The organism is Nocardia caishijiensis NBRC 108228 (genome assembly GCF_001612825.1).
GTDB lineage: Bacteria > Actinomycetota > Actinomycetes > Mycobacteriales > Mycobacteriaceae > Nocardia > Nocardia caishijiensis.
Map to the genome: position 1 here is coordinate 32,695 of NZ_BDBE01000041.1, position 21,203 is coordinate 53,897.

General features: G+C 67.8%; 22 protein-coding genes and 1 pseudogene. 10 read left to right on the top strand and 13 right to left on the bottom strand.

The window, feature by feature from the left end:
- Positions 1 to 10 precede the first annotated feature (10 nt).
- Entirely contained in the window at positions 11 to 403 is a 393-nt protein-coding gene (locus NC7_RS23610; RefSeq protein ID WP_067986779.1) for a PPOX class F420-dependent oxidoreductase, read from the bottom strand.
- 74 nt (positions 404 to 477) lie between these two features.
- Between NC7_RS23610 and NC7_RS23615 the strand changes: the two genes are divergently transcribed.
- The 9 genes and pseudogenes from NC7_RS23615 to NC7_RS23650 all read left to right on the top strand — a co-directional run bounded on the left by NC7_RS23615 (position 478) and on the right by NC7_RS23650 (position 7,842).
- On the top strand, positions 478 to 981 hold the full coding sequence (locus NC7_RS23615; protein ID WP_067986781.1) for a hypothetical protein: 504 nt from the start codon (positions 478 to 480) through the stop codon (positions 979 to 981).
- Between the two features lie 67 nt (positions 982 to 1,048).
- Positions 1,049 to 1,594, top strand: a complete 546-nt coding sequence (locus NC7_RS23620; protein WP_067986783.1) for a TetR/AcrR family transcriptional regulator — start codon at positions 1,049 to 1,051, stop codon at positions 1,592 to 1,594.
- A 135-nt stretch (positions 1,595 to 1,729) separates the two neighbouring features.
- A complete protein-coding gene (locus tag NC7_RS23625; RefSeq protein ID WP_236573662.1) occupies positions 1,730 to 3,013 on the top strand; it encodes a serine hydrolase domain-containing protein in 1,284 nt (427 codons plus the stop codon).
- 32 nt (positions 3,014 to 3,045) lie between these two features.
- Positions 3,046 to 3,141, top strand: a pseudogene (locus NC7_RS30305) (TetR family transcriptional regulator); the annotation flags it as partial.
- Between the two features lie 190 nt (positions 3,142 to 3,331).
- A complete protein-coding gene (locus NC7_RS23630; protein ID WP_067986787.1) occupies positions 3,332 to 5,191 on the top strand; it encodes a hypothetical protein in 1,860 nt (619 codons plus the stop codon).
- On the top strand, positions 5,188 to 5,382 hold the full coding sequence (locus NC7_RS23635; RefSeq protein WP_067986789.1) for a hypothetical protein: 195 nt from the start codon (positions 5,188 to 5,190) through the stop codon (positions 5,380 to 5,382). The genes NC7_RS23630 and NC7_RS23635 overlap by 4 nt, the downstream gene beginning before the upstream one ends.
- Positions 5,379 to 5,732, top strand: coding sequence for a hypothetical protein (locus NC7_RS23640; RefSeq protein ID WP_084458746.1), 354 nt, complete (start codon positions 5,379 to 5,381; stop codon positions 5,730 to 5,732). The genes NC7_RS23635 and NC7_RS23640 overlap by 4 nt, the downstream gene beginning before the upstream one ends.
- Positions 5,729 to 7,057: a hypothetical protein gene (locus NC7_RS23645; RefSeq protein WP_067986793.1), complete on the top strand. Its 1,329-nt coding sequence runs from the start codon at positions 5,729 to 5,731 to the stop codon at positions 7,055 to 7,057. The genes NC7_RS23640 and NC7_RS23645 overlap by 4 nt, the downstream gene beginning before the upstream one ends.
- A 44-nt stretch (positions 7,058 to 7,101) precedes the next feature.
- Positions 7,102 to 7,842: a VWA domain-containing protein gene (locus tag NC7_RS23650; RefSeq protein ID WP_067986796.1), complete on the top strand. Its 741-nt coding sequence runs from the start codon at positions 7,102 to 7,104 to the stop codon at positions 7,840 to 7,842.
- Between the two features lie 2 nt (positions 7,843 to 7,844).
- On the opposite strand, the gene NC7_RS23655 is transcribed toward NC7_RS23650, so the two are convergent.
- The 12 genes from NC7_RS23655 to NC7_RS23710 all read right to left on the bottom strand — a co-directional run bounded on the left by NC7_RS23655 (position 7,845) and on the right by NC7_RS23710 (position 19,994).
- Entirely contained in the window at positions 7,845 to 8,201 is a 357-nt protein-coding gene (locus NC7_RS23655) for a 4Fe-4S dicluster domain-containing protein (RefSeq protein ID WP_067986998.1), read from the bottom strand.
- Positions 8,198 to 9,784 (bottom strand): FAD-dependent oxidoreductase, encoded by a 1,587-nt coding sequence (locus NC7_RS23660; protein ID WP_067986798.1) that lies wholly within the window; start codon positions 9,782 to 9,784, stop codon positions 8,198 to 8,200. The genes NC7_RS23655 and NC7_RS23660 overlap by 4 nt, the downstream gene beginning before the upstream one ends.
- Positions 9,785 to 9,846: 62 nt before the next feature.
- The gene (locus tag NC7_RS23665) at positions 9,847 to 10,782 is read right to left on the bottom strand and encodes a TauD/TfdA dioxygenase family protein (protein WP_067986800.1); all 936 of its coding nucleotides are present in this window, start codon (positions 10,780 to 10,782) and stop codon (positions 9,847 to 9,849) included.
- Between the two features lie 36 nt (positions 10,783 to 10,818).
- Entirely contained in the window at positions 10,819 to 12,159 is a 1,341-nt protein-coding gene (locus NC7_RS23670; protein WP_067986801.1) for an LLM class flavin-dependent oxidoreductase, read from the bottom strand.
- 13 nt (positions 12,160 to 12,172) lie between these two features.
- Complete coding sequence (locus NC7_RS23675) at positions 12,173 to 13,033, bottom strand: ABC transporter permease (protein ID WP_067986803.1); 861 nt, start codon at positions 13,031 to 13,033, stop codon at positions 12,173 to 12,175.
- Entirely contained in the window at positions 13,026 to 13,880 is an 855-nt protein-coding gene (locus NC7_RS23680; protein ID WP_067986805.1) for an ABC transporter ATP-binding protein, read from the bottom strand. Before NC7_RS23680 ends, NC7_RS23675 begins: the two co-directional genes overlap by 8 nt.
- Entirely contained in the window at positions 13,877 to 14,959 is a 1,083-nt protein-coding gene (locus NC7_RS23685; RefSeq protein WP_067986807.1) for an ABC transporter substrate-binding protein, read from the bottom strand. The genes NC7_RS23680 and NC7_RS23685 overlap by 4 nt, the downstream gene beginning before the upstream one ends.
- Positions 14,960 to 15,212: 253 nt before the next feature.
- Positions 15,213 to 15,947, bottom strand: a complete 735-nt coding sequence (locus tag NC7_RS23690; protein ID WP_067986809.1) for an IclR family transcriptional regulator — start codon at positions 15,945 to 15,947, stop codon at positions 15,213 to 15,215.
- 149 nt (positions 15,948 to 16,096) lie between these two features.
- Positions 16,097 to 17,056, bottom strand: a complete 960-nt coding sequence (locus NC7_RS23695) for an ABC transporter substrate-binding protein (RefSeq protein WP_067986811.1) — start codon at positions 17,054 to 17,056, stop codon at positions 16,097 to 16,099.
- A gap of 25 nt (positions 17,057 to 17,081) precedes the next feature.
- Positions 17,082 to 17,840, bottom strand: coding sequence for an ABC transporter ATP-binding protein (locus NC7_RS23700; protein ID WP_067986812.1), 759 nt, complete (start codon positions 17,838 to 17,840; stop codon positions 17,082 to 17,084).
- 1 nt (position 17,841) lies between these two features.
- Positions 17,842 to 18,690 carry an ABC transporter permease gene (locus NC7_RS23705; protein WP_067986814.1) on the bottom strand — a complete coding sequence of 283 codons (849 nt, stop codon included), beginning with the start codon at positions 18,688 to 18,690 and terminating at the stop codon, positions 17,842 to 17,844.
- Entirely contained in the window at positions 18,687 to 19,994 is a 1,308-nt protein-coding gene (locus tag NC7_RS23710; RefSeq protein WP_067986816.1) for an aryl-sulfate sulfotransferase, read from the bottom strand. The genes NC7_RS23705 and NC7_RS23710 overlap by 4 nt, the downstream gene beginning before the upstream one ends.
- Positions 19,995 to 20,151: 157 nt before the next feature.
- Between NC7_RS23710 and NC7_RS23715 the strand changes: the two genes are divergently transcribed.
- Positions 20,152 to 21,201, top strand: a complete 1,050-nt coding sequence (locus NC7_RS23715) for a LacI family DNA-binding transcriptional regulator (protein WP_236573664.1) — start codon at positions 20,152 to 20,154, stop codon at positions 21,199 to 21,201.
- The last annotated feature ends 2 nt before the right edge of the window (positions 21,202 to 21,203 follow it).

Sequence of the window (21,203 nt, forward strand, 5' to 3'; positions counted from 1 at the left end):
CGTGAGGCGGTCACCCGTCGAGTCGGATTCGGATACCCACCATCCGTTCCCGACCACCACGCAGCGCGCTACCAACCAGCCCGATCCGGGCGAGGAGACCGTACTTTCGCTTCATCAGCTCGATGACGTGCGCCCTGTCACCGGGCGCCAGCACTTCGGCGATGCCGGACACCGCAGGACCGCGCGGTGCGCCGCGCCGATCGCTCGCGCACACCGTCACCCGGCCGCTGTTGCGGATCCGTTTCACCTTTCCGGCGTCCAGGGCGCTGCAGACCGCCAGCGCCGGGCCGTCGCGCATCACCCAGACCGGCGTGGCGACCGGGGTGCCGTCGCGCCGGAAAGTGGTCAGCAGCAGGTACTTTCCGGCCGCCAAGTCGTCCAGCACGGTATCTAGAGGTTCCATGGCAATATACTAACCAGTTAGTTACCTACTTCGGCCGAGTCTTCTCGACGGTCGGCTCGGCTGGAAGGACTCCGATGGGGCGCTTCGTGTGGACGCTGCTCGCGGGCTTCGCGCTCGGTACCCCGGCAGTGCCCGTCGGTCTCTCGCTCTCCCTACCCGCGCCGGTCGCAGTGGTCGCGGTACTCCTGGGCGCGGGCTGTTGTGTCGCCTTCGCGGTCTTCGCCATGGAGCGCGTCCGGCGGCACTGGCAGTCCTGGCGACTCGGCGCGAAATCGGCTGCGGTACTTCAGGTTTCACCATTTCATACCGCCGAGAAACCGGGCGCGGCCGCAGCGGAGTCCCGGCTGTCCGGCGTCGCGGGGCAACGGGCTCGGCGAATCCTTGCCCGCTTCGGTGTCGTGGGTTTCGGAATACTCGGGCCCGCGCTGTTCGGCACGTGGGGCTCGGCACTGCTCGGTGCCGCGCTCGGCATTCCTCGGTGGCGACTCATCCGGTGGTTGATGACCGGGATCACCCTGTGGTGCACCGTGCTGGCGGTCGCGTCGGCCATGGCCTTCGACGTCGCCGGGATCGGCTGACCGCCCGGACCGGGACCAGCCGCCGCGAGCCGGTGGCGCACCCGGCAGCCGAAACTACGATGACCGCATGTCCCGAGCCGACGCCACCAAGGCCCGCATCCTCCGAGCCGCCACCGACGAGTTCGCCACATACGGAATCGCCGGAGCGCGGGTGGACCGGATCGCCAAGGCCGCGTCGGCCAACAAGAATCTCATCTACGTCTACTTCTGCAGCAAGGACCAACTCTTCGACGCGGTCTACGAAGCCCACGTCACCGATGGGCTCGACTCGGTCCCTTTCACCCCCGACGACCTGCCCGAGTACGCGGGACGACTCTTCGATTACAGCCGCGAACATCCCGAGGTGACCCGGCTCGCCACCTGGCATCGCCTCGAACGCCGCGATCAGGACCCCACCGGGACGGCCGCGCCGCGTGCGGACAAGCTGGCTGCGTTGGCCGATGCGCGCAAGGCGAACGATGTCGGCTCGGCCTTCTCGCCCACGACGCTGCTGACCCTCGTCGTCGGCATCGCGCTCGCCTGGGACCCGAGCAACCCCGCGCATGCGCCCGCGGTCGAGAGTGCCGAAGATCGCCGTCGCGCCGTGGTAGAGGCCGTGCGACGCCTCCTGTGACCGCGCGTTCAGCGTTACCGGGTTGTTGATTGATTCCTCGGTGTGTTCGGAGCAGAGTTGGACTACACAGCGCGACGTCACCCCTCCCGAGCAGCTGCTGATCGGAGAATCATGGGACACCGGACGAGGTTCGCAGTGTTGGTCGCGACCGCGAGTTTGTTCATCGCCACGGCGTGCGGGACGTCGTCGGACACCGCCGACGAGACCACCGGCACCTCGCCCGGTCCACCGGCCGAGCCCGCGTACGTGGCCACGCTCCGGCCGATGATCGACCAGCTCATGAAGGACAATGTGATCCCCGGCGCCGTCGTGCTCGTCGAATCGCCGAAGGAGGGCGACTGGACCGAGGCCTTCGGTACCCGTGTCATCGGCGCCGACGACGCCGTCTCCGTGGACGACCATTTCCGGATCGGCAGCAACACCAAGACCATGACCGTGACGGTCGTCCTGCAGTTGGCGCAGGAGGGCAAGCTCGCGCTGGAGGATCCGATCGCCGACTACTGGCCGGGCGTGCCGAACGGAGACGAGATCACGATCGGTCAGCTCGCCGAAATGCGCAGTGGCCTGTACAGCTACACCTTCGACCCGCAATTCAATGCCACACTCGACAGCGACCCGGACAAAGTGTGGACGCCCGAGGAGTTGCTGGCCATCGCCTTCGCCCACCCCGTCAATTCCGCGCCGGGCGAAGAATTCGAATACAGCAACACCAATACCATTCTGCTCGGCCTCGTCATAGAAAAGATCACGAACATGTCTGCCGCCGAGAATTTCCGGCAGCGGATCTTCGAACCGCTCGGGCTGAAGCACACGTCGCTGCCCGCCGCGACGGATCTCTCGATCCCCGACCCGCACCCGCAGGGGTACGCGTTCGGCACCAATGTCTCCACGATCGACACGTTCGCCCTGCCGCCCGAGGAGCAGGCCGCCGCCCTCGCGGGGACCCTGCGGCCCGCCGACACGACCGACGCGAGCCCGTCGTGGGCGTGGACCGCCGGTGCGGCGATCTCGACGGTCGACGATGTCGCCACCTACGTGCGGGCACTCGTCGAGGGCGATCTGCTGGACGAGCAGATGCAGCGGGTCAGGATGGACAGCGTCCAGCCCATCGATCCGGCCGCTCCCGACGTGGCCGGATACGGGCTCGGGCTCGTCCGATTCGGGACGCACCTGTTCGGGCACGACGGACAACTCCCCGGCTTCATGTCCTTCATGGGACACGATCCGGAGTCGGACCTGACGATCGTCGTTCTCACGAATCTGGCGACGGTGCCGTCGGGCGAGGGGTCGGCGCTGGTGCTGGCCAAGGCCATGCTGCCGGTCTTCTACGGTGCCGCGGCGGTGCCGGACAGTCCGACCGCACCGGATGACGACGGCACACCGAGCGCCCCTCCCGGCCCGACCACCACGCCCCGCTGACGACACTCGGAGCACCGGTCTCAGAGTGTGCCATGGCACCGTCGAACACGCCATACCACCACGGTGACCTGCCTACCGCGCTGATCAATGCCGCGATCGAACTCCTCGAGGAAGACGGCGTCACCGAGTACCGGAGGCACTGGCCGCGCGAGTCCGTCTTCGGTGTACCGCCGACGGAGCTCGACTCATGTAATCATCATTGCCATCAGCCGAGTTGTCCGCTGCCGATAGAGCGCGATATGTACCGTTGCGGCGCGAAGTTCGGAATACTGTTCGTTACCCCAAGACCCGGGCGCTTCGACACATCGGAGAACTGCCATGGCCACAGCAATATCCGCTTTATCGGCGACCACCGTCGCGCAGGGCGCCGAGGGCGGTGGTGCCGCCCTGGATCAGGTCGCGCTGATGACCGGCGCCGCCGTGGTGGTCGGCGCGGTACTGCTGTGGGTGGCGTTCCTGCACCGGACCCGACGCATCACCTGGTTGCAACGACTCGCCGATTTCAGCGGCCGCGTCATGAACCGGCCAGGCTGGGTGGCGCTACCGATCGCGATGTTTCTCGCGACCATCTTGACCGCGTTCCTCGGCTTCATCTGGGACGTCAGCCTGCACGTCGGCAAGGGCCGCGATGCCGGGCCGCTGGCCAACCCCGCGCACTACTTCATCCTGGTCGGCCTGTTCTTCCTCTTCATGGCGGGCATGCTGGCCGTCGTCCTGCCGCTGGACGAGAAGCCGGGCCGGGCGGCGGTCCGGATCACCCGCGAGTGGTACGCCCCGGTCGGCGGCATCCTCATCGCCGGTGCCGGTTTGTACGCACTGATCGGCTTTCCACTCGACGACATCTGGCATCGGCTGTTCGGCCAGGATGTCACGCTGTGGGGACCCACGCACTTGATGCTCATCGGTGGTGCGGGTCTGTCGCTGGTCGGGGTGCTACTGCTCGAACTCGAAGGCCGATACAACCGGCCCGACCCCGGACGGACAGACGGCCGGGTGCTCTGGGCGGTTCGGGCCTTCGCCTTCGGCGGCCTGGTGATCGGGCTGTCGGTGTTCGGCGTCGAGTTCGACTTCGGCGTTCAGCAGTTCCGGCTGGTGTTGCAACCGATGCTGATCGTCTTCGCCGCGACGATCGCGCTGATCTCGGCGCGACTCACCCTCGGGCCGTTCAGTGCCCTACTGCTCGTGGCCTTCGCCTTCGCGGTGCGTTCTGTCGTCGCGGTCCTCGTCGGCACGGGATTCGAGGCGCCCCGCAATGTTTTCCCGCTCTACCTCGGTGCCGCGGTCGTGGTCGAACTGTCGGCCCTCACGCCGTTGATTCGCAGACCGCTGTGGTGGGGTGCGCTGACCGGACTCGGGGTGGCGACGGTCGGCATCTGGCTGGAGTCGCTGTGGGTCGAGCGGATGTTCGTCAATCCGTGGGTGGCCGGAATGTGGCCCGAACTGCTCGCGATGGCGGTGCCGGTCGGCGTCGCGGGCGGCGTGATCGGTGCGATGCTCGGCACCGTCCTGCGCGGCGAAGCGCTGCCGACGCCTGCGGTGCGGCGTGGACTCGTGGTCATCGCCGTCGTGATCGCGGCCGCGGCGACCACCAATGGGCTCGTCATCCGGGTACCGGAGCACGCGTCGGCGACCGTCGTACTCACCGACGCCGAACCGGTGCGGGGCGGGCGGATGGTCACCGCCGACATCCGGTTCACCCCCGCCGATCTGGTCGGTGCCGATCCGGAATGGGTGGAGATACTGTCCTGGCAAGGCGGCACCGGTGACGACAGTCCCGGCCACGGCCTCGTCGTGGACATCTTGCGACGCGTCGACGACGACCATTTCGTGTCCAACCGCCCGGTACCCGTGCACGGCACCTGGAAGACCGTGCTGCGTCTGCAGGACGGACGCAGGCAAGCCGCGCTTCCGATCTTCCTGCCGCACGATCCAGGCATCGGTGCCGCGGAAGTGTCGGCCCCCGCCACGTTCACCCGACCGTTCGTCGAGGAGATCTCGGTCCTGCAACGCGAGCGGTCGTTCGACCATCCGTCCTGGCTGTTCGGTCTCGCGGGGCTCGTGGTGCTGGCGTGCAGCCTCGCGCTGATCTCGGCGATGGCGTGGGGCGCCGCCCGGGTCAACGACCGCTATCGTGCGGCGGGCAGCACACCGGACCAGGAAGCAGCGGTCGCCACGTGATCGGCGGGGAGCACGTCGACCTTCTCGCCGACCACTCCGTTCTGCTGGCGATCCCGGCGTTCCTGCCCGCTGTCGCGCTGGCCGGGCTGGTGTGGTTCATCGCGATGCGCGACCGACGCGCGGAGAAGCGCGAAAACGACGACGCGACAGCGGAATCCGAACAGGCGAAGCACGGCCAGGAGGATTCGTGAGTGTGCGAGGGCTCGGGCCGATCACGATCGCCCTGCTGGTCGGCTGCTCATCAGGCGAACCGACCGTCGAGCCGATTCCCACAGCTCACACCATCGATATCCGGATCGCGAACGGCGAAGTGTCCCCGGTCAATACGCGGACCGAAGCCGAGGTCGGCCAACGCATCGTGCTGCGGGTGGACAGTGATGCCACCGACGAACTGCACGTCCACTCCGCTCCCGCGCACACCTTCCCCGTCGCGGCGACCGTCGATCAGGAGTTCGCCTTTTCCGTGGCGGTGCCGGGACGGGTGGAGATCGAACTCCACCAGCTCGGACGGACAGTGACGACGCTGCTGGTCCGGCAGTGAACCCCCTCGCCCACGGCCTCCCCGGCGCAGACGACCTACCGATTCCGCTCAGCTACGCGTTGATCGGCGCGGCGTGGGCGCTGACGTTCTCGTTCGCGCTGCTGTTCCTCGCCTGGCGTCGGCCGCGACTCGAACCGGAGTCGCCGGGAATTCCGCTGCCCGCGCCGGTATCCCGGATGATCGACGCGCCCGCGACGCGGTGGGTCGTCTCTGCGGCGAGCGTGGCCGTGACCGCGTGTGTGATCGTGACCGCGATCCTCGGTTCTCCGGATCCGGCCCGGAATCCGGTGCCGGGTGTGTTGTACATCGGCATCTGGGTCGGGGTGATGGTGGCGTCGCTGCTGATCGGACCGGTCTGGAAGGTCGTCTCTCCCGTCCGGGCGATCCATCGGTTCGGCTGCCTACTGCTGCGGCGCGCGCCGGAACGGGCCACTCTCCGCTACCCCGAGCAGTGGGGTCACCTCCCTGCCGCCGTCGGCCTGTTCTCCTTCGTGTGGCTGGAATTGGCTTGGCGCACGCCGGGTTCGGTGAGTGCGGTGCTCACCTGGCTGATCGGCTATCTGGTCGTGAACACGATCGGGCTCGCCCTGTTCGGCACCATCTGGGCGGAGCGGGCCGACCCGCTCGAGGTGTACAGCACGCTGCTCGCGCGTCTGAGTCCGTACGGCCGCGATCGTGCCGGGCGGCCGGTGCTGCGGAGGCCGCTGAACAATCTCGCGGGCACTCCCGGACGCGTCGGATCCGTGGCCGTCGCCGCGGCCTTGCTCGGATCCACCGCCTTCGACAGCTTCTCCGCCTTCCCCCGATGGCGTGAACTGGTCGACGACCTGAGCCCGGTCGTCGACGCGACCCTCGTCCGCACAGCGGGTCTGCTGGTCTTCGTCGGGGTTGTCGGCGGACTGTTCTCCCTCGCCGCGCGCGCGACCGGTGGCGTCTCCCCCACCGATCGAGCGCTGCTACCGAGGCGGCTCGCGCACAGTCTCACCCCGATCGTCGCGGGCTATCTGGTCGCTCACTACTCGACGTTCCTCGTCGAGAAGGGGCAGGCGACGGCGCTCCTGTTCGCGGACCCCCTTGACCGCGGCTGGAACGTCGCGGGGCTGGCCGATCGCGATGTGGCCTACGTGCTGTCGAGCCATCCGAGTGTGCTCGCCACCTGGAAGGTGCTCGCTGTCCTGATCGGTCACCTCCTCGGTGTCGCCGCCGCACATGATCGCTGCCTGCTCCTGCTCCCGCCCGGTCACCGGCTGACCGGTCAGCTGGCGTTGATGCTGACCATGGTCGGCTTCACTTTCACCGGGCTGTACCTCTTGTTCGGGGGGTAGCCGCAGGCCCCAACCATCGGCCGACCCGCTGGTAGTTTGAGCCTGTGCGCCAACGGCATTCGAAGCTCTCGGTCGCGGCCTTCCTGGCAGCCGCGGTGGTCGGTCTCACGTCGGCTTGTGCGACCACGCTGCCCGGTCACGCACAGCCGAAGGCCGGGCTCGCGGTCTGCGACGCGGTGGTGATGTTCGTGCTCGACATCTCGCTGTCGATGGAAGCCACCGATGTGGCGCCCACTCGGCTCGCCGCCGCCACCGCCGCGGCGAAGGACTACGCCCAGCGGCTGCCCCCACGCACACAGCTCGGCCTGATCACCTTCGCCGGAACCGCATCCGTGCAGGTGCGGCCCTCGGCCGACCGGGTCGCTTTCGCTCGCGCGATCGATGCCGTGCGACTGGCCGAACGCACCGCCACCGGCGAAGCGATCTTCAGCGCCCTCGCCGCGATCGACGTACTGCACACGGTCGCACCTATCGAGGGACCACGCAGGATCATCCTGGTCTCCGACGGCAAGCAAACCGTGCCCGCCGACCTCGACGACACCCGCGGTGCGTTCACCGCCGCCCGGGAAGCCAAACGACAGTACGCCGGGATCTCGGCCATCTCACTCGGTACCACAAGTGGTGTGATCGAGATTCCCGGCGCACAGGGCACCGATCAGGTACGAGTGCCTACCGACGAGGACTCCTTGCGCGAAGTCGGTCGGCTCTCCGGCGGCGACTTCCACTCGGCGACAACACTCGCCGAATTGACCGCGGCGCTGGCTGGATCGACCTGTGCCCCCTGATTTCACCCGTCCCGGACCACGTCCACGGTGAGTCGCGGCGGCGGGGCACCGTGCGGCAGGGCTGGGCCGACCGCGAGCAGGGCGCCTGCGGTGCGACCATTCCCCCAACCGAGTTTTTCGCGGTACCGGCCGACGTGTTCGGTCGGCAGGTCGGCCGTCGACGCGAGCGGTGTGGCATCGGGTGCCACGTAGAGCGCGTCGGTCGGGCAGTAGGCCTCGCACATGAAGCAGGTCTGGCAGTCGGATTGTCGGGCGATGACGGGTATTCCGGCCTCGGTTCGGTCGAAGACATCGGTGGGGCATGCCAGCACGCATTTGTCGCAGCCGATGCAGTCCTCGGCACGCAGCAACTCGATCACGAGGCCACCGCCCGGGCGGTGTGGTGCGCGGCAGCGGTTGCTGTCCACGGAGTGTCGAGTCCCCCGGAGATCACGTGGTGATGTTGAGCGGGGTCGGCGTGCGGATGATCGGCTCGTTTGCTCATGCCACGGGTTTCGGTGCGCGACAAGGCCGATCGATACATGAGTCTGCCCACTGCCGTGATCGCCGCGGCCTGCCGGGCACGCACTCGATCCCCGCCGTCGGCGCTCAATTCCGCGACGGCCACGTCCCACAATTCGTCGAGGTGGGACGCGGCGCTACGCAATCGGTCGCCGTGGCGCAAGTAGTTCTTCTCGAACGGAATCAGCTCACGTCGAGCGGCCGCAACCAGTTCCGCCGCGGTGAGCGAGCCGGAACCAGCGGTGCGCAACCCGACGCCGCCCGCACCGGCGACCTCGCCGGTTTCGGAGGCCGATCGCGCGTATCGCGCGGCGCCCGCACCGGCCCAGCTCCCCGACGACATCGCCCACGCCGCATTGTGGCTGCCGCCACCGGTGAAGCCGCCACAGATACGTTCCCTGGTGGCCGCGTCACCCGCGACGTAGAGGCCAGCCACGCTGGTGGCGCAGTCGTCGTCGACCACGTCGATGCCGCCGGTTCCGCGCACCGTGCCCTCGGCGAGCAGGTCGATCTCGAAGCGCTGGGTGAACGGATCGATCCCCCGCCGATCGAATTGCAGGAAGAAGTTCGGCTGACCCACCCGCATCTGCGCCTGCACAGTGGCGTCGGCTCGGTCGAGCTGCGCGAAGACCTTCTGGTGCAGCAGGTTTCGGGCGATCACCGACCGGCCGCGGGTCGACCCCGCGTCCTCGATGACCCGACCGTCCTCGCCGAAGAAGGTGGCGTAGCCGTAATAGGCGGTTTTGGTGATGGTCGCGCCTTTCGGGACGATCGCGTAGGCGTTGGAGAATTCCATGCCCGAGAACCTGGCGCCCACCTCGGCGGCCATCAACGCGCCGTCGCCGGTGTCGACATTGGTGCCGAGCGCGCCGGACAGGAAGGCGCAGCCGCCGGAGGCCAGCACGACCGCGCCCGCCGTGATGCGGTAGTCGCGATCGAGCTGACGCTGATAACCGGCCGCGCCGCACACCGCACCCGCCTCGTCGACGAGAAGTTCGAGCGCGGGAGAATGATCGTGGATCGTCACACCGATCCGCCGGAGCCAGGCGCGCATCCGGCGCATGTACTCGGGGCCCTGCACGCCGGTGCGCAACTGCTTCCCGGTCGCGGGGTCGACCGGGAACGGATAGCGTCCTCCGACGGCGAGTCGGTCCATGTTGAGATAAGTCTGGTCGAGGACCCGATCCATCCAGTAGTGGTCGGCGAGGTAGCCGCCCAGCGCCTCCCGAGCCGCCTTCGCCGTCGCCCGCGCTTCGGCTTCCGGAGCCACGTACCAGACACCGGTACCCGAGGGAGCCGTCGCGCCGCTCGTGCCGCAGTATCCCTTGTCGACCAGGGTCACCCGCGCGCCCGCCTCCCTGGCGTGGATCGCCGCCCAGGCGGCTGCCGGGCCGCCACCGATCACCAGGACATCCGTCCTCGCGGACCAGGTTTCGCTCATCGAAATCGTTCTCCTGTCGGGAACCGGTGCCCGGCCCGGCGGACCGGGCACCGGGAGGGTTGTCAGGCGCTGGTGAACTTCGCCCCGGCCACCGAGGTGGACGCGACGCCGTCGACGCCGACCGGGACGTCGCCCTCGAGGGTGGTGCGGTAGAGCACGCGGGTGACGTCGAGGTGGTCGAGGTCGCTCGGGGCCAGATGGGCGGTGGCGCGGTTGTCCCAGAAGGCGATACTGCCTGTCGTCCAACGGAATCGGACGGTGTAAGCGGGCTGGGCGATCTCGTCGAACAGCAACGCGAGCAGGGCGTCGCTCTGGCGCGGGGTGAGGCCGATGATGCGGGTGGTGAAGCCGGGGTTGACGAACAAGACTCGCTCCCCGGTCACCGGGTGCACCCGCACGACGGGGTGTTCGGTCACCAGCGGCGAGGCCGCGGTCTTGCGGGCGTAGTCGCTGTCGGCCTCCCAGGGCGGGATCCGGCCGCCGAAGCGGTGCTCGGCACGGAGCCCGTCGAGGAAGGTGCGCAGAGCTTGCGGCAGACCGGCGTAGGCGGCGGCCAGGTTGGTCCACTGGGTGTCACCACCGTGTGCCGGGGCGATCTCGGCACGCAGGATCGAGGCCGCGGGCGGGTTGATCAGGGGGGAGACATCGGTGTGCCACTGGTTGGTGTAGCTGAACTTCTTACGGCCGAAACGCTTCTCGTAGAGTCGACTGTCGACGGCGAGGATTTCCGGATACTCGGTCGGCGCGTCGTCGTCGTAGGGGTGCGACGGTGTCACCGCGCCGAAGCGACGGGAGAACGCGATCTGTTCGGCGTGCCCGATGTGCTGGTCGCGGAAGAACAGCACCTTGTACCGGTGCAGCGCCGCGGTGAGGTCCTCGACGGCGGCGGCGGTCAGTTCGGTGCGCAGGTCGACACCGGCGACCTCCGCGCCGATGTGCCCGGCGACGGGGGTGATGTCCAGTGCTGCCGCACTGCGAGGGCTTTCGATCGTTGTCATGTGTGGTCCTTCAGGAGAAGCTGGGTGTGGTCGGCATCAGGCGCTGACCCGGGCGTCGTGGTGGGCGAACCGGCTCTCGACCGGTTCCAGGCCGTAATGCCCACGCAGAGTGGTGGATTCGTAGTCGGTACGGAACAGGCCGCGATCCTGCAGGATCGGCACCACTCGGTCGACGAAGTCCTCCAAGCCGCCCGGCAGGTACGGCGGCATGATGTTGAAGCCGTCGGCCGCACCCGCGTCGAACCAGCTCTGCAGTTCGTCGGCGACCTGTTCGGGTGTGCCGGCGAAGGTTCGGTGTCCGCGTCCGCCGCCGAGCTTGCCGATGAGCTGGCGCACCGTCAGGTCCTCGGTTTCGGCGAGCTCCTTGACCAGGGTGAACCGGCTCTTGCCGCCCTCGATGTCACGCTCGGCGGGCAGCGGTGGCAGCGGCGCGTCCAGCGCGTGCGCGGTGAGGTCGACACCGAGCATGGTCGAGAGCTGGCGCAGTGCGTAGTCGGGTGAGATGAGGTCGGTGAATTCCTGCTCGAGGGCCTTGGCCTCCTCGACGGTGTCGGCGATGAACGGAACCAGGCCGGGCAGCACCTTCAGCTCGTGTTCGGCGCGACCGTATTTCGCCAGCCGCCCCTTCAGTTCGCGGTAGAAGCGGACGCCGTCGGCGAGGGTGCGCTGGGCGGTGAAGACCGCCTCGGCGTGGTGCGCGGCGAACTCCTGCCCCGATTCCGACGAACCCGCCTGCACCAACAACGGCCGCCCCTGGGGACCGCGCGGCGAGTTCAGCGGACCACGCACGCGGAACCGCTCCCCCGCATAGTCGAGGGTGTGCACGCGAGCGGGGTCGGCGAAGACACCGTTGTCGGTGTCGAGGACGATCGCCTCGGATTCCCAGCTGTCCCACAGCGCCAGCGCCACCTCGACGAACTCCTCGGCACGCTCGTAACGACGGGCGTGCTCGGGAATGGCGTCGAGACCGAAGTTGCGGGCCTCGTCGGCGGTGCCGGAGGTGACGATGTTCCACCCGGCCCGGCCTGCGCTGATGTGATCGAGAGAGGCGAACTTGCGGGCCAGGTTGAACGGCTCGTTGTAGCTGGTGGAGGCGGTGGCGATCAGACCGATCCGCTCGGTGACGGTGGCGATCGCCGACAGCAGCGTGACCGGTTCGAACACCGCGAGGGTGTTGCGTTCGATGCGCGGGCCGACGGCGAGGGTGTCGGCGAAGAACACCGAGTCGAGCTTGCCGCGCTCGGCGATCCGGGCGAGGTTCTGGAAATGCCCGACATCGAGGACCCGGTGCGCGTCGGTACGCGGATGCCGCCAGGCCGCCTCGTGGTGTCCGACGCCCATCAGGAAGGCGTTGAGATGAAAGGTTGTGCGGGACATGGGTGACTCCTGGTCAGGCGGTCGGTGCGGTGCGCCAGCGGGACAGCCGACGTTCCAGCGCGACGAGAGCGAAGTTGAAACCGAGACCGATCAACGAGATGGCCACGATGCCCGCGTACATCTGCGGGATCTGGAAGTTCTGTTGAGCGGCCGTGATGAGGTAGCCGAGCCCCGCACGCGCACCGACCATCTCGGCCGCGATGAGCACCAGGATCGAGCCCGCCGCCGCCATCCTTATACCCGTGAAGATGGACGGGACGGCGGCGGGCAGGATCACCTTCTGGAACAACCGCAGCGGCGAGAAGCCCAGCGATACCGCTGATTTCACCAGCAGCGGGTCGACGGTTCGCACACCGGTGATGGTGTTGAGCAGGATCGGGAAGAAGGTGGCGTAACCGATCAGCGCGATCTTCGACGTCTCACCGATGCCGAGGATCAGTACGAAGACCGGCAGGAGCGCCAGGGCCGCGGTGTTGCGGAACAACTCCAGGACCGGGTTCACGAAGTCCGACACCGGCTTGTACCAGGCGATGGCGATGCCCACCGGCACCGCGATCACCAAGGCGATGGAGAAGCCGGTGACCGAGCGGGTGAGGCTGGCCGAAATATGCTCACCCAGTTGACCGTTGGCGGCGAGCTCGGCGAAGGCCTGCACCACCACCGAGAACGGCGGCAGGAACACCTCGTCGACCAGACCGACTCGCGGTGCGAGTTCCCACACGCCGAGCAACAGCGCGAAGGCGAGCAGCGGTTTGGTGACACGCGCCACGGTGGTCAGGGTCGTGCGAGCGGCGCGGTCGAGACCAGCGGGAACAGACACGGCACGAAGGGTCGCCCCCCTCGGGCGCACGAGCAGCGGGACGGCGCTAGACATGGGCGGGGCTCCTGTCGGTGGACGCGGTGACCGCGTTGTCGTCGGCGGCGAGCTCGAGTTGCTGTGCTCGGCTCACCTCGCTGCGCAGTTCGGTCCAGATGCGGTGGCGGTAGTCGCGGAACTGTTCGCTCGAGCGGATGTCGCTGTCCTCGCCGCGGTCGATGTCGATGTCGATCACTGCTTTGACCCGACCCGGCCGTGAGGTGAGTACCGCGACGCGCTGCCCCAGGTAGACAGCCTCGTCGATGCCGTGGGTGATGAACAAGATGGTCTTGCCGGTGGTACGCCAGATGCGCAGCAGTTCGTCCTGCAGCGACTCCCGGGTCTGCGCGTCGAGGGCGGCGAACGGTTCGTCCATCAACAGCACCTCGGGATCAAAGGCCAGACTGCGCGCGATCGCGACCCGCTGCTTCATACCGCCGGACAACTCGTGCGGGTAGCGGTCGCCGAATCCGACGAGCCCGACGAGTTCCAGGTAGTGGTCGGCGATCTGCTTGCGTTCCTTGCGGGCCACGCCCTTGGCTTCCAGGCCGAACTCGATATTGGCGCGGGCGGTGCGCCAGGGTAGGAGCGCGTACTGCTGGAACACCACACCTCGATCGAGGCCAGGACCGGTGATCGGGGAGCCGTCGAGCAGGATCTGTCCCGAACTCGGTGTGCTCAGGCCACCGAGCAGGTCGAGCAGCGTGGACTTGCCGGAACCGCTCGGCCCGACCAGTACCAGGAACTCCCCGGCGCCGACGTCGATCGTGATGTCGTCGACGGCGGTGAACTTCTCCGTCGTACCACGGACGGCGAACTGTTTCCCGACACCGCGCAACGTGAGTTTCGCTGTCGTCTCACTCATTTCGCGGCCACCACCTCTCCGGTCGGACCGCTGGCGGGCTGGTAGGTGCCGTTGGCGTAGGGGTTGTATTCGTTGGTGTAGAGATCCTTCGCGGCGATCTTGCCCTCGGGCAGTTCGCCGTTGCGCACGAGCCAGTCGATCCAGATCTGGATTTCCTTCTCCGCGATCACCGCACCCGGCACCGGAATTCCGATGCTGCGCCAGTAGTCGAGCAGCTTCAGATTCTCGTTGCGGCCGCGCTTGGTGATGATGTCGGTGAATTTGGCGATCACTTCCTCGCGCGGCGTGACCTGCAGCCACCGGGTCGCCCGGGCCGTGCCCTGGACGAAGTCGGCGACGGCCTCGGAGTTCTGGGCGATGAAGTCGGTGCGGAACACGTAGGTGCCGTAGTCGAATTCACCGAAGATGGCGGTATCGGTGAACAGCGGGCGCACCCCGCCGCGCCCGACCGCCGTTTCGCGCCACACACTGTTCAGCGCGCCGACATCGATCTGACCGCTGCGCAATGCCTCCTCGGTGTTGACCGGCGGCACGACGATCAATTGCACCTGCTTGATCTCGGCCTCGGTCAGTCCCTGTTGATGCAGCCATTCCCGGGTGACGAACTCGTGGTGGGCACCGAGGGTGTTCACACCGACTTTCTTGCCGATCAAGTCACGAGCGGTGGTGATCCCCGAATTCTCCCGGACGAAGTATCCGGTGAAGGATTTGTCGTCGGAACCGTAGGAGCTGAGCACCGACCGCACCGGTGCGCCACCGGCGGCAAGCTTGACCACCGCGCCGTTGAACGCGCTGCCGAATTCGATCTGTTTGGTGGCGGCGGCCTGGATATTGGCCGGGCCGCTGGTGGTGTCACCTTCCCATTGCAAACTGATCTTGCTGAAATAGCCGAGTTCGTCGGCGAGTTCGTACGGGGTGACCAGGCCGGTCTGGCCCTGGTACCGCAGCACGGTCCTGCCGTCGGCGGTCGTCGGCGCCTCGGCGGCGCCGCACGCGGTGACCACCGCGAGTGCGGCGGGAGCGACGAGGGCGGCGGCGAGCGCGCGCAGCGAACGTCGTCGGAAGATGGTGGGCAACATGATTCGGATTCTTTCGACGGTGGACAGTCGGGGAGGCAGCGTGAGACGGCGACGAGGAATCGCGCCGTGCGGTCAGCTGCGACAGAATCCGGGGGAAAGGCGCATCAAGTCCACCGTACGACGGCGAACGAGCGCAAGAAATTCGAGCATGTCGGAAACTTTCGGTGCAGGTGCAGTGAAGAATTCACCGCAACGCATTTCATGATGCCCTGCGATATTACGGCCGGACAACAGTGATTTCGCATAGTGGAAATCACCGTGCGTCGAATTCCGTACCTGCGGCGGCGGTGTGGAAATACGGGCCGATACGCACCGCGATCCGGTGCATGGCGGGCACGACGGCCCGGACGAGGTCGTGGTCGAGGCGCACCGCGCGTGCCTGCACTCCGAGCGCTCCCCACACTTGTCTACCCGGCCCGAGTACCGGGACCGCCACCGCACGGATCGGGTCCTCGCCGTCGATCTCCTCGACCGCGAACCCCCGTTTGCGCACCGTATCGATCAGCTCGCCCCGGCCACCACCGACCGGGGTGTGCGCGAGCAGCGCGTGCCCGACGGAACTGGTGTGCAGCGACCTGCGCTCCGGGGGAATCTGGTTGTGGCAGAACGACACCGGTGGTCGCGCTTGGAAGACGGTCAAGGCCTCACCGGCATCGGGAACGCTGAGCGACACCGTGATCTTGATACCGGCCGCGAGCGCGTAGAGGTGCGGCGCGGCGGCGTCGAGCCCGAGGCGGGCCAGTGCGGGCCGCGCCAGGCTGGCCAGACCGTGCCCGATCCGGTAGCGGTCGCTGGTCGGGTCCTGCTCGAGCAGTCTGCCGCGCACCAACGCCTGCGCGAGCCGGAAAGTCGTGCTGACCGGCAAGCCGCAGCGTTGCGCCATCTCACTCAGCGACAACTCCGGGTCACCGCCGCGGAAACATTCGAGTACCCGCACCGCACGGTCGACAGTCTGTGCGCCGGAACGCGGCGGCTCGGTGACGGGCATGGCGGCTCCTACTCGATGAGAGGCCTGAACTCTCGCCGGTCTCGTGAACAGGTGCAATGCTTCCGCGCACCCTCAGCGGAATTCGCGCGGCTCGGTCCCCGGTGTCGAGACGGTCCATCGACACCGAGGGTCCGGCGGATCAGGCTCGGTCAGCTCACGGGCAGGAAGCGGTTGTCGGTCAGCGCCGCGTAGTCCGGCAGCGGCGTACCCGCCGGGATCTTGCCCTGGCTTTCGGCCCACCGCCCCAGCTCCGTGAGCTTGCCGGGCAAAGTCGGCGGCAAGTGCAGGGTGAAGTCGAATTGCGGGAGGACCCCACGCAGGAGGTCGGGGCGCAGTGCGGTGGCGGCGGCGACCGCCTCCACCGCGGAATCGTCGAGGGCCCTGAGTTTTTCACCGGCCTCCGACAGCGCCGCGAAGAACGCGGTCAGCGCCTCGGCTTTACCGGCGACGGCGTCCTGCGTCGCCAGGTAGAGGCTGTGCTGGTTGTAGCTGCCTCCGGTCAGCTCGACCGCGTCGGCACCGAGAGCAGCGACCACCTGCGCCTGGTACGGCTGGAAGATCGATACCGCGTCCACATCGTGCCTGGTCGCGGCGGTGACCGTCGCCGAGGGTGCCACCTGCACGAGGTTGGCCGTGATGTTGTTGTGCGACAACGTACTCGCCGCGAAGTACGCCGCACTGGTGCCAAGTGGCGTACCGATGGATTTGCCCGCCAGATCCGCCACGTCGTCGATTCCCGCGCTGCGCCGGGCGATGATGCGCGAGCCTTCCCAGCGTGAACCGTCGCCGACGATCCGCAACGAGGGTGACCGGGTGAGGACCGCGGAGGTGGGTACGTCGGCGGCGGTGGCGATGTCGACTTGTCCGGCGGCGACCGCCTGCAAGGCTTCCACGCCGGACGGGAAGTTGACGACTTCGACTGTCACATCGTGCTTGTCGAACAGCCCGGTCCGCTCGGCGACGGGAATCTGCGCCCAGGACGGGTCGACGACGAATCCGACGGTCAGCTTGGTCGGATCGGCGCGGTCGGCGTCACCGCAGGCGGTGACGGTCGTGAAAGCGAGAACGGTGAGCGTCGCGGCGAGGATGCGACGAGGGGAGATTTTCACAGTGGTCTGTCCTAGGTCGAGAGGGTCAGGCGATGGCGTGGTCGATGCCGAGTTCGTGATGCAAGAGCTTGCGCAACCGGCTGTAGCCGGGCTGCTCGGCCAGCGCGTCGGACGGGCGTGGTCGAGCCAGTGGGTTGTCGATGCGGTCGACGATGCGACCGTCCCGGAGTACACCGACGGTGTCGGACAGCCGAATCGCCTCGTCGATGTCGTGGGTGACGAACACGACGGTGCGGTGGTATCTGGTCCACAGGTCGATGAGCAGGTCCTGCATTCTCAGCCGGGTGAGCGCGTCGAGTGCCGCGAACGGTTCGTCCATCAGCATCACTGTCGGCTCGCCTGCCAACATGCGGGCGATACTCACCCGCTGGCGCATTCCGCCGGACAGTTCGCTCGGCCTGCGCGCACCCACGCCGTCGGGCAGCTCGACGACGTCGAGAAGTTCGGCGATCCGGGCGGGCCTTTCGCGGGCGCGCACACCTCGCGCCCGCAACGTGAACTCGATGTTGTCGGCCACCGACATCCACGGAAAGAGGACGTCACGCTGGAAAGCCATGCCACGACGCGGATCCGGTGCCAGCACCGGATCACCGTTGTCGGTCACCTGCCCCGAGGTGGGCGTGATGAGACCGGCCAGACAGTGCAGCAGCGTCGACTTGCCGCTGCCCGAGGCGCCGACCAGCACGGTGAAGGAACCGTCGGGGATCGACAGGGTGATCCCGCCGAGTGTCGGAGCTGGTTGCCCGGGATAGCGCACGACCAGGTCGCGGATGTGAATCGCCATGTCAGTGCTCTCTTTCCGACCACTTCGTCAACGGCGCCGTGGACGAGGCGATCACGAGATCGCAGACGGCGCCGATGATTCCGAGGACGATCAGGCAGGCGATCACCCGGTCGGCCTGGGAGAACATCTGCGACTGGTAGATGCGGTAGCCGATGCCCGCCGTGGTGCCGGTCATCTCGGCGACGACGATGAGTACGAATGACATCGCCGCGCCGACACGCAACCCGGAGACGATGTCGGGTGCCGCTTCTGGCAGCACGATCTCGAGCAGGGTCTGGCGCCGCCCCGCGCCAAGGCAACGGGCAGCCTGGAGATAGTCCTGCGGCGTGCTGGACAGGCCGGTGTGGCTGTTGATCCACACCGGCACGAAGACGCCGAGTGCGATGACCAGCGCTTTGCTGTCCTCGCCGAGCCCGAACCACAGGATCGCCAGCGGAACGAGCCCGATGGTCGGGACCGGAGCGAGCAGCCGCAGCACCGGCTGGAGCAGTCGACGCCCGGTGGCGGTGGTCACGGTCAGCACGGCGGCGACGATGCCCGCGAGCGCGCCGATGCCGAATCCCGTCGCGGCACGACGCACACTGGCGACGATGTCGTCGGCCAGCAGGCCGTCGAGCCACAGACCGTACCCGGCTCGCGCGACCTGGGGCAGTGCCGGGAACAGTTCGGCGGGGAATCGCCCACTGGCCGCGACCAGTGTCCAGCCGAGTGCGGCCAGCCCCAGCCCGACCACAGTCCATCCCAGCGTCTTCGAGCGCCCGACCCAGATCGGTGTCCCGGTGCCACGGCGGGGCCGACGTTTCGTGGTCGCGGGATCGACCGCGGTCGCGGTCCCCACACCGGTCGTCATGTCGTCGCCCGCCCGTCGACCGCCTGCGCCGCCCCGTCGGGGACCCAGTCGAAGGGAACCGATTGCGCTCGGTAGACCAGCGGCGTCAGCGTCAACCGATCGACCCCGGGGACGCGGGGTTCGCGAACCTCGGGCTCGCCCGCGACGCCGTAGCCCTCGTAGGGGCTGTGGTATTCCCAGACCACGGCGCCGTCCGGGGTCACCTGGAAGATCCGGCCGCGCATGCCCTCGGTGATGAGGGTGTTGCCGTTGGGCAGTCGCTGGGCGTTGCTCACGAAGGAGCTGAAGAACGTCCACGACGGACGTCGCGAGTCCTCGGCGGTGTATTGCCACACGATCTGCTCGGTCGCCGGATCGATCTCGAGGATGCGCGAGCCCGCGTAGATGCCGAGCGGGGCAGGCGGATAGCCCGCACCACCCTGGTTGTCGAAGACCAGGATATTGCCCGCTCCCGGCAGTCCCGGCGCGATCATGTGCGGATTGTGCTGGCCCGAGATCTGATCGACCGGGCGCGGCACCTTGTGCACGTTGATGCGCTGATGCTGGGCGCCCGGGACCTCGTCGAAATACGGGCCGAGCTGCCAGACGATCGCACCGGATGTCTTGTCGATCAGGGCGATGATGTCGGCCTTGCGGAAGCTGACCAGGATGTTGTCGGGCCGAAACACCGTATCGGGGTCCGCGTCGTGCCAGGTGTTGGGGCCGAGGGACTTCGCGCTGTTCATCTCCAGGTAGCCCCAGGGGTCTTCGGGATCACGAGCGGCCGTGGCGCGCAACGCTTCCCACCCGGCCTCGCTGAAACCGAATTCGTGCAGATGGTCACCGGCGAGCCACTGCCAGACGACGGCGCCGTCGGGATCGACCTCGAACAACCCCTGGTCACCCACGGTCATCGCGCCGAGGTCGGGCACCACACGCGGCACGGTCACCAGGAGCAGGCGATTGCCGTTGGGCAACAGTTCCCAGTCGTGGTTCTGGCGGGCGGCACCGCCGGGAGCCTGCGTACCCCATTCCCACACGGTGTCACCGGCCCAGGTGAGCTGCCCGACCGTGCCGTTGGCGTAGATCCCGCCTCGGGCGTCACCGCTCTCACTGAGTTGGACGCCGATGTCGCCGATGCGGCCGCCGTTGAGGGCCGGGTCGATGATGCGGGGAGGAACTCCGGCGAACGGCCACTCCCGCACCACGGTGCCCGCGAGATCGATGAGGCGCGTGATCGAGTCGGCGCCGGTGAACAGGATGTAGCTGTCATGGGCGTTGCCGGGTTCGTGATGGGTGACTCCGCTGAGTCGTACGTAGGACATGTCGTCTACTTCACCTGTCGTTTATTGCGGCGGCGGGTCGCGCCGGTAACGTGTCTAATCGATTAGCGTAAGCAGAAATACGGCGTTGGACAGGGTAGGAATCGGGATGAGTGAAACCCGCGTCAACTCGGGTGCGACCCGCGATGATGGAGCGAATGTGACGACCAGACGGCCCACTCTCGCCGATGTCGCGACGCTGGCGGGCGTCTCGACCGCCGCGGTGAGCTATGTCCTCAACGATGGACCTCGCCCCGTGTCCGCCGCGTTGCGAGCCAAAGTTCTGGCCGCCGCCGACGAGCTGCACTACCGCCCCGACCGCAATGCCAGGGCACTACGGCGGCCGCGCAAGTGGCGCCAACTCGGCCTACTGGTTCCCGATCTCACGTTGCCGCTGTATGCCGCGCTGGCCGGGCGGCTCGAGATCGAGGCGCGCGACCACGAGCACCTGACCATGATCGGCAACACCGGTTACGACCCCGACCGGGAGCTGGAGTTCGCCTCGGCGTTCACCGATGTCGGCATCGACGGTTTGATCGTGGTCGGCGCGGTGAACACCCCCGAGATCAGCGCGGTATGCCGCCGCGCCCGCGTGCCCGTCGCGTGGGTGCACAACCGACGGGGAACCGTCGACACCCCGACCCCGCTGGTCGGCGCCGACCACGTGGCGGCAGGGCGGCTCGCCGCTTCGCATCTCGTCGAGGTCCACGGTTGTCGCGACATCGCCTTCGTCGGTGGATTCACCGCGACCGACGTGGAATACGGGGATCGGGAAACCGTCGCTCAGCGGTACGAGGGTTTCGCCTCGGTCATCGACGGCACCGTCATCCGGACGGACCTCACCCCCGCGGGCGCGTATCGAGCAGTCGGCGAACACCTGCGCGCGGTTGATACCGCACCGCAGGCCTTGGTCGTCGGCACGAACGGTCAGGCCGCTGCCGCCATGCGCGCGGTCACCGACGCCGGTCCGCGCGTTCCCGGCGATGTTCGCATCGTCGGCTTCGACGGTGGCGCCGCCAACCAGTTCGGGCAGATCACTCTCACCTCGGTCATGCAACCGATCGACGTCATCGCGGCCCGCGCGATCGGCGACGTCCTCGATCCGACCGAACCCGACCGCGCGACCCGGGCACCGATGCCGGTCACGCTGCACCGAGGCGAGTCGTGCGGTTGTACAACCTTTTCCGAGGACGAGCCCGGCCGCGAGTGATC

What these genes read in the sequence shown, in the direction of transcription:
- NC7_RS23610 (WP_067986779.1), bottom strand. Translation starts at nt 403, where the DNA reads ATGGAACCTCTAGATACCGTGCTGGACGACTTGGCGGCCGGAAAGTAC.
- NC7_RS23615 (WP_067986781.1), top strand. Translation starts at nt 478, where the DNA reads ATGGGGCGCTTCGTGTGGACGCTGCTCGCGGGCTTCGCGCTCGGTACC.
- NC7_RS23620 (WP_067986783.1), top strand. Translation starts at nt 1,049, where the DNA reads ATGTCCCGAGCCGACGCCACCAAGGCCCGCATCCTCCGAGCCGCCACC.
- NC7_RS23630 (WP_067986787.1), top strand. Translation starts at nt 3,332, where the DNA reads ATGGCCACAGCAATATCCGCTTTATCGGCGACCACCGTCGCGCAGGGC.
- NC7_RS23660 (WP_067986798.1), bottom strand. Translation starts at nt 9,784, where the DNA reads ATGAGCGAAACCTGGTCCGCGAGGACGGATGTCCTGGTGATCGGTGGC.
- NC7_RS23665 (WP_067986800.1), bottom strand. Translation starts at nt 10,782, where the DNA reads ATGACAACGATCGAAAGCCCTCGCAGTGCGGCAGCACTGGACATCACC.
- NC7_RS23670 (WP_067986801.1), bottom strand. Translation starts at nt 12,159, where the DNA reads ATGTCCCGCACAACCTTTCATCTCAACGCCTTCCTGATGGGCGTCGGA.
- NC7_RS23675 (WP_067986803.1), bottom strand. Translation starts at nt 13,033, where the DNA reads ATGTCTAGCGCCGTCCCGCTGCTCGTGCGCCCGAGGGGGGCGACCCTT.
- NC7_RS23680 (WP_067986805.1), bottom strand. Translation starts at nt 13,880, where the DNA reads ATGAGTGAGACGACAGCGAAACTCACGTTGCGCGGTGTCGGGAAACAG.
- NC7_RS23685 (WP_067986807.1), bottom strand. Translation starts at nt 14,959, where the DNA reads ATGTTGCCCACCATCTTCCGACGACGTTCGCTGCGCGCGCTCGCCGCC.
- NC7_RS23690 (WP_067986809.1), bottom strand. Translation starts at nt 15,947, where the DNA reads ATGCCCGTCACCGAGCCGCCGCGTTCCGGCGCACAGACTGTCGACCGT.
- NC7_RS23700 (WP_067986812.1), bottom strand. Translation starts at nt 17,840, where the DNA reads ATGGCGATTCACATCCGCGACCTGGTCGTGCGCTATCCCGGGCAACCA.
- NC7_RS23705 (WP_067986814.1), bottom strand. Translation starts at nt 18,690, where the DNA reads ATGACGACCGGTGTGGGGACCGCGACCGCGGTCGATCCCGCGACCACG.
- NC7_RS23710 (WP_067986816.1), bottom strand. Translation starts at nt 19,994, where the DNA reads ATGTCCTACGTACGACTCAGCGGAGTCACCCATCACGAACCCGGCAAC.